Origin of the sequence: Chlorobium sp., from assembly GCF_036528655.1 — a bacterium.
Classification (GTDB): domain Bacteria; phylum Bacteroidota; class Chlorobiia; order Chlorobiales; family Chlorobiaceae; genus Chlorobium.
The window spans coordinates 1-16,378 of record NZ_JAIGND010000045.1; the positions used below are offsets into that span (position 1 = coordinate 1).

The following is a 16,378-nucleotide window of genomic DNA, read 5'->3' on the forward strand; positions in this document are numbered from 1 at the left end:
TACGTAGTTCGCTTTATTTCGTTTATCATTTTTATTACCAATGTTAGAACAAAAGCGATAAGACTCCAGCAAGCTATTGAAATCAGATAGGCTATGGGCTTTTCTGGAGCGAGGCCAACGCCTCCAGCAAAGCCAAGCCCACCAGATATTATGGCTGGAAGAAGATAATATAATGACATTGGCAATAACAGGAGAAATAATGCAAAACCAATAATGGCCATGCAGAAGCTTTGGTTCTCACAAATAACAGCCGCAAATAATAAAGCAGCAATGGCAATGTTGGGAACAAAAGCCAACCATAGGATATTTTGCAAAAGCTGCCAGGTAAATGTTTGATCTTGCTTGTTCATTTTCTCTCGCTGGCTGCTATCGAAATCATCTGTGTCGAGCATATCTCCTCAATGATAATAATTATCGGTCGTATCTCGCTTTCACCCTCTTGATTATACGCCAAATCTCACTCAATTCAAACAGATTTAATCCTCCGCCATCCTGATAACGGATAATTCTGAAGCAAATTTTTCGCCTCGTTCCGCATGGATATGCATGTAGCCGACTCAGCTATCCTGATTTGATTACTGTTTGTTTACCAGCCATTCTCTCAACCCACTTCTCCGCTCCGTCCTGCGCTTTACCGCTGCCGAAAAAACAGCTTCATCGCTCCAGAGCGTAACAGCCTCTCTTGCTCTCGTAATGCCTGTATAGATCAGCTCTCTCGTCAGGAGAAGCGTATCCTCCGGTGGCAGCACCATGAGAACCCTGTCGAACTCGGAGCCCTGGCTTTTATGCACGGTCATGGCGAAGGCTGTTACGTGCGCCGGAAGGAACTCAGGGGGGATGGAGCGGACGGTGCCGTCGGGGGCGGCGAAATATGCTTTCTGGTTGCCGGTTTCCGGGTCTGGCAGAATGATGCCGGTGTCACCGTTGAAGAGTTTGTGGATGTAGTCGTTTTCGGTGACGAGAACGGGTCTGCCCCGGTAGAACGGGGTGTCGGCCTTGAGGAGTCCCGCTTCGTGGAGCAGGGTTTCGACGGCGTGGTTCATGCCGGCGGCTCCCCAGGGGCCTTCGCGGAGTGCGGTGAGGATGCGGAAGCGCTCGAAGAGGCGCAGGGCTTCTTCGGGCGTTTCGGCTTCGAGGTATGGGCGGAAGCCTTCGAGTACCGGGCTTGCGAGGCGCTTCCTGATGGTTTCGCGAGTCGGCGTGGCTTCGAGCGAGATGGTGCCCTCGGCCGGGTCGCCAAGAAGGCGGAGGGCTTCGCCGGCGTCGCCGTTGTTGATTGAGCGGCTGAGGGCTGCGATACCGGAACCGTCGCCGAAACGGTAGTTGCGGTCGAGCACGGTGACACAGCCCGTGACTAAGGAGCCGGGCGATTCTGCGGCACGGCAGATGTCGCCGAGTACGGCTCCGGCCTCGACCGAGGCGAGCTGGTCGCGGTCGCCGATGAGGATGAGGCTGGCCTGCGGCATGAGCGCCGTGACGAGGGCGGTCATGAGCGGCAGATCGACCATCGAGGCTTCATCGACGATGACGGTGTCGTACGGGAGCGGATTCCCTGCGTTATGGCGGAAACCGGTCGAATTGGGGATGGTGCCGAGCAGCCGGTGGATGGTGGTGACCTGGCCGGGAAGGTGGAGCTTCACCTCTTCGGAGCAGGGCAACGACTCCCGGAGCGAGGCGATAGAGGAGGCAAGGCGTGCGGCGGCCTTGCCAGTTGGAGCGGCCATGGCGATGCGCATCCGCTCTCCGCCGGGCTGTTCCAGCAGAAGTCCGAGAATGCGCACCACGGTAGTGGTCTTTCCCGTGCCGGGACCGCCGGAGATGACCGAGAAGCCTCTCCGGAGCGCCGTGAGGGCGGCCTGCCGCTGGCGATCCTCTCCCGATTCGTCTGGACCGAAGTAACTGTCGAGACTTTCGGAAAGCGCAGCTTCGTCGGGGCTGCCGGTCTCCGTTGCCGCACGGGCGAGAATGGCCCCGGCGAGCGTCTCCTGATAGCGGAAGTAACGATAAAGGTAGAGCCGTCCGGCTTCGTCGAGGATCAGCGGGCGATGCGCCCCCGGCCTGCCGACTGTTGGCAGCGAACGGAGCGCTGCGAGCAGGTTTGCGATACCCGGCAGGCGCAGCGGCTCGTCCCGGCCCGGAATCCGCACTGGTTGCCCGGCAATCTCTTCGAGGTCGAGGCAGACGTGCCCCTGCCCCACCGCCTGACTGAGCAGCGAAACTACCGAGCGCACCACCACTCCCGATTCGTCCCTTGCACCCCGGCAGAGGAAGGCTGAGGCTTGACGATCGATGGGTCGTTCGATGAAGTCAATCATCGGCAGCTCGAAAAAGTTGTTGGCCTGGTGTGGAGCCTTTGGCTCCAATGCAGAGCTGGGGCTCTGCGTTCCCAGGGATAAGATGTGTGTTCGTCATCTTTTATTGTCCTCATGTGTCATCCTCCCCTGTTTCCGTTTCGATCAGCAGCTCCTGGAGATCGCGGATCAGCGCTTCTGACGGCAGGTCGCGGTAGAAGCCGTACTCCTCGCCCCGTTCGACGCTGACTCCGCGCAGGAAAACGTAGATCGCACCCCCGAAGTGCGTTTCGTAGCTGTAGCCCGGCACGCGCAGCGAGAGAAAGCGGTCGAGCGCCACCGTGTAGAGCAGGTACTGCAACCGGTAGAGGTTATCCTGCATCGCCTTGCCGAGAAGGTCCCGATGGTACGCTTCGACGACGTTGCCGAGGTGGTTCGATTTCCAGTCGAGCAGGTAGTAGCGCCCTTTCGCCTCGAACACCATGTCCATGAATCCCATCAGCATCCCCTTGACCGGAGCGAAATCGAGCGCCTGCAGGGCGGCGGACGTATCGGCACCGTTCGGAATGACGCCGTGCCTCATGAGCAGTTCCGAAAGCCGGGGCGAGGTGACGTGCCGGAGCGGGAAGAAAAACTCCAGCTCGGTGCTCCAGCTCCCCTGCCGGAGCCCGCTGAGAGTGAAGCTCCCCTCCGGCGAGGCGAGCGGCGTCGAGAGAACCTGCCGCACCATCCCGGTCAGGCAGGGCTGCCAGTGGCGGTCGTATCCGTAGCGGTCGAGCGCCCTGCCGGAAGCCTCTTCTATGTAGCTCTCCGAGGTATCGTCGATAGCTTGAGCGAAATCGAGCGTTTCGAAGATTGAGTGCATGAGAATGCCCGCTCCGGCTCCTTTCGGGAAGGCGAAGATGGAGCGATCTGTGTCGGGCAGCACAGCCGGAGCGGCGGCCGCCTGCTGCTCCGGAGCGCTTTCGTCGCGGTCGGGCAGCTCGAAGGCCATGTGGCGGTGGCGGCTGAGGGTGGTGAAGCTCGCGATCCGCCAGTCGGTTTCGACGCTCGCAGTGAACTCCCGAAGCACGAACGAAGGAGAATCGGCCACTGCGGTTCGAATGAGAGGCACCGTGAGATTGTCGTCGAGGGAGAAACGCCTGAGCCGGATCGCCCCGCCCGATTCGTCCGAGATATTCTGAAGCCTTTCCGCCATCGCCCCGGCATCGAGCGCGGCAAGCTCATGCTGCGCATCTCCGACCAGCCGGGGACTCTGCCTGGCCTCGTCCGAAACGTAGAGCAGACAGGAGGAGGGCGAGAGCATCGGGGTACGGCCGGACTGGCGTCCATCGACGATTCGGGCGGTGAAGAAAATGCAGCGCCGTTCGGCCCTCGTCAGGGCGACGTAGAAGAGGCGCAGGTTTTCGGCGAGGGATTCGCGCGAGGCAAGCGCCCGGTGATGCTCTATCGCCCGCGACCCGAAATCCCGCTTCATCCGTCCGTCGTCGTCATGAAACAGCACCACATCCCCGCTTCCGTTCCCGCCGCCGAACTGGAAGGGACAGAATACAATCGGGTACTGCAGCCCCTTGCTCACATGGGCGGTGACGATCCGGACGGCCGGCTCGTCGCTTTCGAGCCGTATCTGGTACTCCTCGCCGGGCTCCCTGGCCGCAACCCGTTCGCCGAACCAGGTAACCAGCCCCTCCATGCCGAGCCCCCGGCTGTGCGCCTCGCGGTGCAGCAGCTCGAAGCAGTGCAGCACGTTGGTCAGGGCGCGCTCGCCGGACGATCCGGAAAGGGCCAGCAGGCGCTCGCGCACGGCTTCGCGGCGCATCAGTTCGCGCACCATGACCATGAAGCCGCGCTCCTGCCAGAAACGGTGATACTCGCGGAACTGCTGCAACCGCTCCACCCAGGCGTTTTCGTCGTCGTTGAGGCGAGCGATGTCGCTGCCGTTCAGTCCGAAAAGCGGCGTCGTGAGGGCGGCACGCACGAGCGACTCGCGGCCCGGTTCGGCGAGCGCCGTAACGAGAATGCGCACATCCTCGGCCTCGACGGAGGCGAAGACGCTTTCGTCGCTGCGCATGACGGAGACGATACCGCACTCCCGGAGTGCGGCCTGCATCATGCGGGCCTGCCGGTGGGTGCGCACGATCACGGCAATGTCGCCCGCATCGGAGCCTCCGTTGATGGTTTCCGTAACCATGGATGCGCAGGCTCCGGCAGCGAACCGTTCGGACTCTCCGCTCTTCAGACTGCCGTCACCGTCACCGGATCGGAGAAGGCAGATTTCAAGCGGCGGCACCGGAGATTCGGCATCCCGGAGCACCGCGTTTCCCGCCACGAGCGGCGGCGAGGGAATGTTGTCGAACACGAAGGGGTGACGCGCGCTGTCGAACAGCAGGTTGAAACCGTCAAGCAGTTTCGGCACCGAACGCCAATTGGTGTTGAGCGTGAAGCTGCGCTCCCGGCCGACGTCGCCGGCGGCCTGCAGATAGGCGAAGATGTCGGCCCCACGGAAACTGTAGATCGCCTGCTTGGGATCGCCGATGAGGAAGAGCGGCGCCTCGGAACCAGCGTAGATGCGCCGGAAAATGTCGTACTGCACCGGATCGGTGTCCTGGAATTCGTCGATCAGGGCCGCGCGGTAACGGTTCCGAAGCGCTTCGGCAAGTGCGGCGGCCTCAAGGCCGATTTCTATAATCGCGGCGGATTCAAGGCCACCTGGGGTGGCCGCGATCTCATATCCGCCTTGTATAATCGCGGTGGCTTCATGGCCACCTTGAAGCGCCTGATAAAGGTCGGCAAGCAGGTCGTCGAAAAAGCGGATGTTGCTTTCACGCTTGCGCTCCGGCAGCCGCTTGCGGTAAAACGCCACCACCTCCGATTTCAGGGCGAGCAGCCGCTCGTCAGCGGCCGCCTGCAGACGTTCGCAGGTGTCGAAGAGCGGATGCGAGGGAGCGGTGCCGGAGGATTTGGTACCGCTTGCGATGCCTGAAGCGGTGAGCTTGTCGAAGCCGTCGAAAAGGCCGAAGGGGTTTCCGGCGGCCACGAAAGCCTCCATGTCGGTGAGCAGCTGCTCCACCCTGTCCGCCCGGTAGGCTTTTTCGGAACGGCTGAGCCCCTTGCCTGTGCGAAGGAGCGTCGAAACCGGCGCCTTTTCTTCGCTCCAGATGCGGCGTACCTCGTCCAAAGCCGCCTCTGCTTCATGCTCTATCCGGGCGATTTCCGCCTCGCCATAGACCGGGATCACCTCGTCACGACCCGAAAGCTGCAGGGATTTCAGGAAGACCATGAAGGCGTCCGGAGACCACCCCTTGAGCAGCGCGTAGCCGAGCAGGCGGTCGGCACTGCCGAAAAAGCGTTCACGCCAGAAATCGTCGATCACCTCCCGCGCAAGCGCCGACTGGTCGGTGACAAGCTCGGTGTCGTAGAGCGCTCCGCTTTCGAAGGCGTGATCCTGCAGGGCGCGATTGCAGAAACCGTGAATGGTGAAGATTGCGGCCGTGTCGAACTCGGCAAGGGCGGCTTCAAGCAGCAGGGCGGCCCGCTCCTCCGCCCCTGCCTGTGCGGCGCGCTCGCACAGACCGACAAGGAATGCGTCGTCCGTCGGATCTCCGCGCATGGCATCGAGCGCCTGTCGGATGCGGCGGCGAATGCGCGCATGCAGCTCCCTGGTGGCGGCTTCGGTATAGGTAACCACAAGAATCTGTTCGGGCCGCAGCTCCTTTTCAAGCAGCAGGCGAAGGTAGAGCGAAGTGATCGCCCAGGTTTTGCCGGTTCCGGCGCTCGCCTCGATGAGGTTCATGCCCGAAAGCGGCACCGTGGAGTGATCGAGAATGCGTATCGTCATCCCTTCCCTCCGTGTTCAAGCATCGGTAATAACACCTCTTCGGCAATGGCTGCAAAGCGCTCGCCGAGGGGCGGCTCCGTGCCGAAACAGCGGCGGAAGGCCGGGTCGGCACCCTCGCCTTCCCGTCCGCCGTACCCTTCACGCCATGCGGCCAGGGCGGCTTCGATACGCTCGCGCTCCGTCTTTTCCGCCTTGCCGGCCCAGGCCGTAGAGGCGCGGGGGAAGAAGGGCAACGGCTCCAGGAGCCCCTGCCGGTAAAGCGAAAGCATGGTTTCGAGCCTGCCTGAGGCGTCGGCCACGGGAGTGTACCTGACGGCACGGTCGAGCATGACGAGACGGGTCTCCTGCATATGACCCGGACTGCACGCACCGAGCACGAGGTGCAGAATCCATGAACCGATGCGATCCTTCTCCCGCATCTTCGCGCAGCGGTAGAGCAGCTGCCCGGAGGGCAGAAGATGGTCGAGCCTGCCGGTCAGCCGGAATCCCCCGATGTCGAGATCGGCTTCAAGCATGGCTGGCGTCGCGCTCCCCTTAAGCTCCGGAAGCCTGTCGGCGAACTCCCTCACCTCGGCAAGCAGCTCTCCGAAGAGCAACTCGCCGTGTCGGGCCGGCGGCAAGAGCCCTCTTGACCGGAACAGGGGCAGGAGAGCCTCTTCTTTTTCCCCTTCGAGCACCGCTGCAAGCAGTTCCTGGCGCATCAGGTATGCGTCGAGGCCCTCGGCGCCGAAGGGCTCGCGCTCTTCGAGCGGTCGAAGCGCTGCAGAGGGTTTGAGTCCAAGCTGCCGGTCGAGAAAGAATGCCGAGGGGTTGGCGAAAAACTTCACCAGATCGTCGATCGTCACCCTGCGCTCCACGCCGTCAGCCTCAGGAAGCGGATCGTCCATAAAGGGACGGGCTTCGACCGGATTTCGCCCACTGCTCCCATTTCCTGCATTGCGCCCATTACGTAGATTACGCCCATCGCGACGTTCAAGCGCCCGGAAGTTATCGGCCGAGTAGCTGAAAAGCGGCGACCCTTCGGTGAAGTATGCGGGACTGAACCCCTGGAGCCTGTGCCGGACAACCATGCGCGATATCGCGTCCTCCCCTTCCTGAAATGCGAAACCCCGCTCTATGGCATCGAGCAGTTCGCTCACCAGCACGGATGGCGGCTGTGGCGTGTTGTCCCTGATGCTCTGGCCGACATAGCTCAGGTAGAGGACGTCGCGTGCGGAGAGGATCGATTCGAGAAAGAGGTAACGGTCGTCGCCGCGGACGGAGCGGTCACCCCTGCGCGGTTCCCTCGACATCATGTCGAAACCCGGCAGGCGCTGCTGGCGGGGGAAAGCCCCGTCGTTCATGCCGATCATGGCAACCACGCGGAACGGAATGCTGCGCATCGGCAGCATGGCGCAGAAGGTGATGCCGCCGGTCATGAAGCCGAGCCCCATCTCGAACTTTTCGAGACGGCCGCGCAGCCAGGCGATCATCACCGGGGCCGCCGTCTCGCCCCCGAAGCCCGACAGCCCCGACAGCTCCGCGATCCTGTCGATTTCGGCGGTGATCTCTGCAACCTCCCTTTCGGAATCCTCGTCGGCTTCGATAAAGGTGTCGAGCATCCAGATGAAGTGATCACGCCAGCCTTCGAGCGTACGTGGTCGGCCGAACCTTGCCGAAAGCGCTTCGACGGCGTCGATGAAATCGGCGAGCTTGCCGAGGGTTTCCGCGTCGCCCTCGACGTCGAAGGGCAGCACCCCGTCAAAGAGCATCCCCTCGTCCGGCATGGCGTAGCCGAGCAGCAGCCGATCGAGCCCCGCCCTCCATGAGTTTTCGCGGAAGGTGGGCAGGCCGAGGCCGCTTCGCGAACGCTCGTCCATACCCCAGCGGATGCGCGTATCCGCGACCCAGACGCGAATCGTATCGAGTTCCTCATCGTCGAGCCTGAAGCGGCGGCTCACCGGCGGCGAAGAGAGCAGATCGAATATCTCCGGAGCAGGGAGACGGCTGCCACAGATGTCGAGCAGCTTCAGCAGGGCCGGGGCTATGCCTCCTTCGTCGAGCATGCGGCGGTCGGCTATCGAATGCGGCAGGCGCGGCACGCCCTCGCCGGAAGCGCCGAAAACCGTGGCGATGTAAGGGGCATAGATCTCGATCTCGGGCGTCATCACGACGATATCACGCGGTTCCAGACCGGGCAGGCGTTCGAGAATATCGAGCAGGTTGTCGTGCAGCACCTCGACCTCGCGTAGCGGATTGTGGCAGGAGTGCACCTGCACCGAACGGTCGGCGGGATCCGGCGAGGAACGGCGCTCCCCCTCCTCCCCCGTGCCGCTGAGGTTGAGCATGTCGGACTGCAGGGCGTGCAGCAGGGTGTCGTCGGCGGGTTCGATGTAGAGGTCGTGCTCGGTTTCGATGCCGCCGGCTTCGAGCAGGAGATCGGCGAACTCCCTTCCGCTTCTGCCGAGCGAGGCAAGCAGCGGATTGCCCTCGGTGCTCAGTTCCCGTTCGCCCTCGCTCATCCGGAAGAGCTTTCTGCGGGAAACGATATCCGACCAGTACTCCTGCGTCGGGCTCAGCAGGAAGATGTTGACCGGTATCCTCGTCGCCAGGGCTTCGATCATCCCGATATGGTAGGGCGGCATGCTGGAGATGCCGAAAAGCGAAATCCGCTTCGGAAAGGCGGCCGGAAGCGGCGCATGCCGAACCTTGAGGCAGAATTCCGTTTTCAGACGGCCACGATGCTTGCCGGAACTCTCCGCAACCAGCGCCCGCCACAACTCCGGCTGCCAGTCGCGGGCCCCGTCGTCCCGCCCCTCTTCCCATGCGGCGAGAAGGTCGGTACGGAAAAGGGTATACTGGTCGAAGGTATCGGCGATGCGGCCCGAGAGCTGGAAGAGCTTGAGCCCGTCACGGTCGTTCTGCAGGTAGGAGCGAAGTGGCGAAAATAATTCACGATCGAGCATCTCGGGCAGGAGGCGCATGAGTGTCCAGCACATCGTCTCTTTTGAAAACTTCTCCGAATCTGGCTGCGTCAGTTCCATCTCCTCGAAAAGCTGCTGCAGCAGCCTGTTCGGAAAGGGATACTCCGCACCGGCCCAGACTCCGAACCGCCGCGCAAGCTCCATGGAAATCCACCGCTGCATTCCCCTGCTCTGCACCACTATTTTCTCGGGTTCGAAAACGGATGGCGGGTTGCGACGCAGAACCTCCGCCAGCGCATCGACAAGCGTTTCCATCCGGTTTCCGGTATGAAGGTGCAGCGCCATGGGGGGATGTCAGGAATTTGCCTGGAACGAATCGATCGCCTCCATGGCCTTGCGGCGGAAGCCGAGCGGATCGCCGATGCCCGGTATCGGCGTAATTCCGCCGCCCGTGCCGTTGATGCTGAGGGTGCCGTAGCCGAGCATACGGCCAAGTATGCCCTGCTCCACCTGGAAGCTTTCCACCTTACTGTGGTTGAGTTCGATGGTGCTGCGCCGGATGAATCCGAATTTCGCTATCACCCGCTTGGACGTAACGGCCAGCTCGGTGGACTGGCGCTTGACGAACGCCTCACCCGTAAACCATAACCCGGCCACCAGAATAACGACTCCGGTATACCAGGCTGCCGACGACAACTCCTGATTGCCCTCAAGCGTGGCCCGATACGAATAAACCATCAGCGAAAGGGCAATCGCCGAAAAAGCGATCGCCTTGACGAAAACGGTCCAGTGAAGCCTGGCTTTCGCATAGAGCTTTTCGCCCTGCATGAGATTCTGTTCTACATATCCCATAATTGATACAGTTTCTGTTTTTCGACCCTCTTGACCGCTTACCGGAAGAGATTTCCTCCCTGTTCAAATACTACGCGCAGGGTGTCGTTCTGCAGCCTGGCCCGGAGCCATGCCTTTACTTTTTCCCGTTCGCTTTCTGCAAGACCATCGGACGATGAAATGACCACATAGGCAAGTTTCCGGGGTTCTTCGCCGTCTTCGACGCTGAATCGGTAGGGTTCGGCAAACAGGCATGAACTGACCGACGGAAACACCGCCCGTATCTCCCTGAGCAGGGGTTGACCGGTATAGGCTCTCTGCAGCAGGCTGTCGCGGATACGCCGGCTATCGTCGAGGGTGATGGAAAGGCTTCTGAGCTGCGAACGCATTTTCTCCTTTTCGGTGATTTCTCCGGTAATATCGGCAAACGAAATGCCCTGTTCAAACGAAAGCGTCACATCGTCGAGTCCGAATGATGCGGCTCTTTTCTGTAGTTCTACCTTGCTTTCCGGAGTGAGCGAACGCCCTGCGTAGATGAGGGTTATTTTTCGTTTATCGGCATCGATTTCATTTCGCAGCAGATAGTCGCCCCGGAAGAACTGCACCGCGCTCACAAACCGGTCGGCATTCTCCGTAAACCGCTCTTTTTCGACGAGAATATATCCGAAATAGATGCTCGGTATAAGGGTGACGAGCATAACGGCGGTAATCCACCGGTTGATCCGCTTCTTCTGCGCTTCGGCGATATCGCTGCGTATCGGAAATTTCAGGAACTGGGAGACGATGACCGTCGAGAGGCCGATGAAGACGGTATTGATGGTGAAGAGATAGAACGCGCCGAAAAAGAATGAAAACTGGCCGGTTCCGATGCCGTATCCCGCAGTACAGAGCGGAGGCATGAGCGCCGTGGCGATGGCGACGCCGGGCACGACGTTGCCCTTGAGTTTCGTCGTCAGCGACATCGTACCGGCAAGACCGCCGAAGAGGGCAATGAGTACATCGTAAATGGTGGGGCTGGTACGGGCCAGCAGTTCGGAGTAAGCGCTTGAAACCGGGCTTACCGCGAAATAGAGCGTCGAAGTGACGAGGCTTGCGGCTATGGCAAACGAGAGATGCTTGATCGAGCGGCGCAGAAGCACAAAATCGTAGGTGGCGATGCTGTAGCCTATGCCGTTTATCGGACCCATAAGCGGCGATATGAGCATAGCGCCGATGATGACTGCCGTAGAGTTGGTGTTGAGTCCCACCGAAGCGAGAACGATGGCGAAGATAAGAATCCAGAGGCGGGCCCCCTTGAACTCGATATCGCTTTCCACGGCGTTGTGAATATCCCTGAACGACTCGGTGTCGCGGCTGATGCTGAGGTAACGAAACAGCTTGGTTATCATTGTTAAGAGCGGTCGGCTGCTTTGAAAAAAAGAAATTGCCCGGATTGAATAAAATACAGCATTTTTTCCGGTTTCCTTTCTCTGTACAGGGAGCGGAAGAAAATGATTATTTTCACTTATCGATAGATGTTGCAGCAGCGATGAACAAACCGAAGAAACGCCCGATACCCATGAACAACACGATTATTATTCTGCTCTCCCTGCTCTGCGTCATGCTCGCAGCGACGCGTTCCAACGCATCCGGAGCGGATGCGGAAACCCGCAAGGCTTCTCTGCATGAAAACGGCGCGTTTGCCGTCGATCTCTACCGCCAGCTTGCCGTTACCGACAGCAATCTCTTTTTCTCTCCCTACAGCATCGAAACCGCGCTTTCCATGACCATGTCGGGCGCAGGAAACCGCACGCAGCGGCAGATGGCCGATGTGCTGCACGTCAGGCCGGACGACATGACTGAGCACCATACCGGTCTTTCGGCATTCGAAAAACAGCTCCGGGCAATAGAGAAAAAAGGCAGGGTGACGATAGCCTCATCGAACTCGATCTGGCCGCAGAAGGACTATCCTCTTGCGCCTTCGTGGCTTGCGCTGCTCAAACGCTACTACGGAACATCGGTAACGCCGGTCGATTACATCGGTGAAACCGAAAAAGCGCGACTCGCCATCAACCGCCGCGTCGAAAAGGATACGAAAAACCGTATTCAGGAACTGCTCAAGCCGGGCATTCTCGACCCGCTCACCAGACTCGCGCTGGTGAACGCCGTCTATTTCAAGGGCGACTGGGAGCACCCGTTCGACAAAAACAGGACGATCGAGTCGCCGTTCCATATCCGCCCCGGCACGACGGCCAAAACTCCGCTGATGACGCGGATCGGAACATTCGGCTATGCCGACCGCGACTCGCTGCAGGTGCTCGAACTCCCCTATACCGGGCACGACCTTTCGATGGTGGTGGTGCTGCCGAAAGAGCGCTTCGGGCTGGAGACCCTCGAAAAATCGCTCACGCCCGAACGCTTCGCCCTGTGGACATCCGACCTGCCGGAAAGAAGGGTTGATGCCAGCATTCCCAAATTACGGACCACGTCGTCGTTCCGGCTCGACAAAACCCTGCAGGAGCTTGGCATGACCGATGCGTTCGACCGGAATCTCGCCGATTTCAGCGGTATGGTCACGAACCGTGACCGGCTTTATATCGGCGCAGTCGTCCACAAGGCTTTTGTGGATGTCGGCGAGGAGGGAACCGAAGCCGCAGCGGCGACGGCCGTGGTCATGCAGCTGAAAAGCATGATGCCAGTGCCTGTTCCGGTCTTCAGGGCCGACCACCCGTTCCTGTTCGCCATAAGGGAGAACGGCTCGGGCAGGCTGCTTTTCATGGGCCGCGTCTGCGATCCGACGACGGGAGGGGAATGAGTTCCGTGGCACACTGTCGCGCAACAGGGCAATGGGAATTCGCCGTTGACCGCGGCGGCACCTTCACCGATATCGTCGGCATTGACCCTGAGGGCGGTCTGCACACTCTCAAACTGCTCTCGGTATCCGACCGTTACGCCGACGCCGGCATTGCGGGCATCCGCCAATTGCTCGATATACCCGAAAACCGGCCGCTGCCGGCCGAACGGATCCGTTCCATACGCATCGGCACCACCGTCGCAACCAATGCCCTGCTTGAGCACAAGGGCGCCGAGGTCGCGCTTTGCGCAACGGCAGGACTCGAGGATCTGCACGCCATCGGCAACGGCACGCGTAATCGGCTTTTCAGCCTCTCGGTCGAAAAGCCGCCTCCGCTCTGCAGGCTGGTAATCGGCATCGATGAAGAGATCGCCGCAGACGGCAGCGTGATCCGCACTCTCGACCCGCAACAGGCCGCAGAGGCTCTCTGCCTGATTCGTGGCGAGGGAATCGAACACCTGGCCATAGCCCTCAAAAACTCATGGAAAAACCCTGAACACGAGCGCCGGCTTGCCCGCATCGCCCGCGAAGAGGCAGGATTCGTGCATGTCACCGCCTCGCACGAAACAATGCCGCTTATCGGTCTTTACAAGCGCACCGGAACCGTCCTGCTCGAATCATCGCTCGCTCCGGTGCTCTTTGGCTATGCAGGTACGATAGCCGGGCTTGCCGGCAATGCGCCGATCGAGTTCATGCAGAGTTCCGGAGGGTTGTGCGCTCCGGCCGCTCTCAAAGCCAAGGACACCATTCTTTCCGGTCCGGCCGGAGGCGTGGCGGGCGTTGCCGAAATCGCACGGACTCTGAACCTCGGCGAAGCGATCGGTTTCGACATGGGCGGCACCTCCACCGACGTTTCGCGCTGCGACGGGCGCTCGCGGTACCTCAGCGAAGCCGGGGCGGCGGGTTTGCTCTTTCATGCCGACATGCTCGACGTCGAAACCGTCGCGGCCGGGGGCGGCTCGATCCTCTCTTTCGACGGCGAGCGGCTGCGCGTCGGGCCGGGCTCCGCAGGCGCATCTCCCGGCCCGGCCTGTTACGGGCTCGGGGGCCCTCTGGCAATAACCGACGCAAACCTGCTGCTCGGCCGCATCGTTCCGGAATTCATGCCCCGCACCTTCGGCCGTTCGCGCAACATGCCGCCCGATACCCGTGCCGCCGCAACGGCATTCGAAGCGCTTGCCGAAGAGGTGAACCTGCGCTCAGGCACTGCCTCTGCCAAAGAGGAGCTTGCCGCGGGATTCCTGAGAGTCGCCAACGAAACCATGTGCCGGGCAATGAAGAACATTTCGGTCGCCCGAGGTTACGACATCCGTACTCACGCGCTGGTCTGCTTCGGCGGAGCCGCCGCGCAGCACGCCTGCGACATAGCCGGAATGCTCGGCATAACGACCGCAGTGGTTCCAGCTCACGCCGGTGTGCTCTCGGCATGGGGCATCGCTTCGGCAGACCGTCTCGAACGACGCACCGCAGCCGTCATGCTGCCGCTCTCTCCGGGCCTTCCCGGCGAGGTCCTTCTGCCGCAAGCCGAATCGATAGTCGGGGATATGCCGGATGCCGCACCGGAAAAAGAGGGCGAAACGCAAACGATCCTGACCGTTTTTCTCGATCTGCGGAGTATGGGAACCGACGCGTGGATATCCGTCGAAGCCGCGGTTTCCCGGAACGGAGAACATCTCCGCTTCGAATCCGCAGCGACCTTAACCGAACGGTTCCACGCCGAACATCTTGCCCGTTACGGGTTCAGAGCCGATGATATCGCCATCGAAGTCGTCAACATGCGGGTTGAGCTGCGCCGGATCTCCTCCCGCCCGCCCGATCAGGCGCGACCCGCGTGCCGCAGAAAGCTCGACAGCCGGAACGCGGCTATGCATCGCGAGGTCTGGACTCTGTCGGGCTTCGAAACGATTCCGGTGTACGATCGCAGATCGATGGAGCCTGGCGACACGATTGACGGACCGGCAATGGTAAGCGGCGAGCAGCTCACGCTTTTCGTGCAGCGGGGTTTTGACGCCTCGATCGAAAGCCATGGCCATATCCTGCTGCGGAACCTCGGGTCGGGATCGGAACAGACGAATGCTGCCGTCAGGTATCGGCACGAAAAAACCGCCGATCCGATGCTGCTCGAAGTATTCAACAACCTCTTCATGAACGTGGCCGAGCAGATGGGCCAGACCCTTGCCACCACCGCGCACTCGGTCAACATGAAGGAGCGCCACGATTTTTCATGCGCGCTCTTCGACCGCAACGGGCGGCTTGTATCGAACGCACCGCACATCCCGGTGCATCTCGGAGCCATGGAGGCAACCGTCCGCCACCTGATCGCAAGCATTCCGGAAGGGATGAGGGATGGAGATATGTACCTTGCCAACAATCCGCACCGCGGAGGATCGCACCTGCCTGACATGACGGTCGTAGCTCCGCTCTTTGTCGGGGGTGAAAAGCCGGCGTTCTATCTTGCAAACCGCGGCCACCATGCCGATATCGGCGGCACCACCCCCGGCTCCATGCCGCCTTCGAGCCGCTCGATCGGCGAGGAGGGCGTTATTATCGATGCATTCCCGATCGTACGAAACGGCCTCTTCATGAAAGCGGAACTCACGGCGCTGCTCTCGTCCGGCACCTGGCCCGCCCGTAACATCCTTGAACGACACTCCGACCTGCTGGCCCAGGTGGCCGCTAACCGTAAAGGGATGGTCGAACTGCGGGAAATCGTCGGAAGCTGCGGCATGGAAACTGTCGAGCGTTACATGGATTTCATCCAACTCAACGCCCGGCAGGCCATGAACCGCGTGCTCAATAAACTTGCCGGAAAAGACGGCTTCAAGGAATTCCGCTTTGCCGACAGAATGGATAACGGAACGCCGATCGCCGTTTCGATCCGCATCGATGCCCCCGAAGGGATTGAACCCTCAGCCGTCATCGACTTTACCGGTACGGGTCCGGCCGATCCCGGCAACGGCAATGCTCCGGAAGCGGTCGTGCGTGCGGCCGTGCTCTACGTGCTGCGATGCCTTGTCGACGAGGATATTCCGCTCAATTCCGGCTGCCTCGAACGGATCAGCATCGTCATTCCCGATGGCTGCCTGCTCAATCCGCCGCCAGACGCGGCTGTGGCGGTAGGCAACGTGGAAACCTCGCAGCGCATCGTTGACGTGCTGCTCGGAGCGCTCGGCGTGGCCGCAGCTTCGCAGGGCACCATGAACAACCTGCTCTTCGGCAGGCCCGACGGCAGCGGAAGCCAGTACTACGAAACCATTCCCGGCGGCTACGGAGCCGTGGAAGGTCACGACGGCGCTTCCGGCTTGCAGGTGCATATGACCAACACCCGCGTCACCGATCCGGAAATTCTCGAACACCGCTTTCCCGGCGTGAAGGTGACCCGGTTCGCACTGCGCAAGGGTTCAGGAGGTTCCGGAAAATGGCAGGGAGGAGAGGGCGTCGAACGGGCGCTCCGATTCAGCGAGCCCATGCACCTTACCGTGATTTCCGAACGACGCAAAACCGCCCCCTTCGGCCTGCAGGGGGGCAGAAGCGGAGCCCCCGGCGAAAACATACTCATCGATGCCGATGGTACGCATCAGGCTTTGGAAGGCAGAATCGACCGGATCGTCAACCCCGGTGAGACCATCCTTGTCAGAACTCCCGGAGGAGGAGGATTCGGTAAACCCGATATAACCTGAAC

8 protein-coding genes are annotated in these 16,378 nt (G+C 60.8%); 2 read left to right on the plus strand and 6 right to left on the minus strand.

Annotated features, from left to right (window positions below):
* From K4305_RS11345 to K4305_RS11370, 6 genes are all read right to left on the minus strand, one after another.
* On the minus strand, positions 1–392 hold a 392-nt coding region (locus K4305_RS11345), incomplete at its 3' end, for a hypothetical protein (protein ID WP_331562572.1).
* A gap of 183 nt (positions 393–575) precedes the next feature.
* Positions 576–2,315, minus strand: a complete 1,740-nt coding sequence (gene recD, locus K4305_RS11350; RefSeq protein ID WP_331562573.1) for an exodeoxyribonuclease V subunit alpha — start codon at positions 2,313–2,315, stop codon at positions 576–578.
* A 109-nt stretch (positions 2,316–2,424) separates the two neighbouring features.
* The gene (locus tag K4305_RS11355; protein ID WP_331562575.1) at positions 2,425–6,129 is read right to left on the minus strand and encodes a UvrD-helicase domain-containing protein; all 3,705 of its coding nucleotides are present in this window, start codon (positions 6,127–6,129) and stop codon (positions 2,425–2,427) included.
* A complete protein-coding gene (gene recC / locus K4305_RS11360; RefSeq protein ID WP_331562577.1) occupies positions 6,126–9,377 on the minus strand; it encodes an exodeoxyribonuclease V subunit gamma in 3,252 nt (1,083 codons plus the stop codon). Before recC ends, K4305_RS11355 begins: the two co-directional genes overlap by 4 nt.
* A gap of 9 nt (positions 9,378–9,386) precedes the next feature.
* Positions 9,387–9,884 (minus strand): PH domain-containing protein, encoded by a 498-nt coding sequence (locus tag K4305_RS11365; RefSeq protein WP_331562578.1) that lies wholly within the window; start codon positions 9,882–9,884, stop codon positions 9,387–9,389.
* A gap of 38 nt (positions 9,885–9,922) precedes the next feature.
* Positions 9,923–11,251, minus strand: coding sequence for a TIGR00341 family protein (locus tag K4305_RS11370; protein ID WP_331562579.1), 1,329 nt, complete (start codon positions 11,249–11,251; stop codon positions 9,923–9,925).
* A gap of 170 nt (positions 11,252–11,421) precedes the next feature.
* On the opposite strand from K4305_RS11370, the gene K4305_RS11375 reads away from it, so the two are divergent.
* Positions 11,422–12,657 carry a serpin family protein gene (locus tag K4305_RS11375; protein WP_331562580.1) on the plus strand — a complete coding sequence of 412 codons (1,236 nt, stop codon included), beginning with the start codon at positions 11,422–11,424 and terminating at the stop codon, positions 12,655–12,657.
* Complete coding sequence (locus K4305_RS11380; RefSeq protein ID WP_331562581.1) at positions 12,654–16,376, plus strand: hydantoinase B/oxoprolinase family protein; 3,723 nt, start codon at positions 12,654–12,656, stop codon at positions 16,374–16,376. Before K4305_RS11375 ends, K4305_RS11380 begins: the two co-directional genes overlap by 4 nt.
* Positions 16,377–16,378: the final 2 nt, after the last annotated feature.

Excerpts from the sequence above, each read along its gene's own strand:
- K4305_RS11370 (WP_331562579.1), bottom strand. The coding sequence starts at position 11,251 with ATGATAACCAAGCTGTTTCGTTACCTCAGCATCAGCCGCGACACCGAG.
- recC (WP_331562577.1), bottom strand. The coding sequence starts at position 9,377 with ATGGCGCTGCACCTTCATACCGGAAACCGGATGGAAACGCTTGTCGAT.
- K4305_RS11365 (WP_331562578.1), bottom strand. The coding sequence starts at position 9,884 with ATGGGATATGTAGAACAGAATCTCATGCAGGGCGAAAAGCTCTATGCG.
- K4305_RS11380 (WP_331562581.1), top strand. The coding sequence starts at position 12,654 with ATGAGTTCCGTGGCACACTGTCGCGCAACAGGGCAATGGGAATTCGCC.
- K4305_RS11355 (WP_331562575.1), bottom strand. The coding sequence starts at position 6,129 with ATGACGATACGCATTCTCGATCACTCCACGGTGCCGCTTTCGGGCATG.
- recD (WP_331562573.1), bottom strand. The coding sequence starts at position 2,315 with ATGATTGACTTCATCGAACGACCCATCGATCGTCAAGCCTCAGCCTTC.
- K4305_RS11375 (WP_331562580.1), top strand. The coding sequence starts at position 11,422 with ATGAACAACACGATTATTATTCTGCTCTCCCTGCTCTGCGTCATGCTC.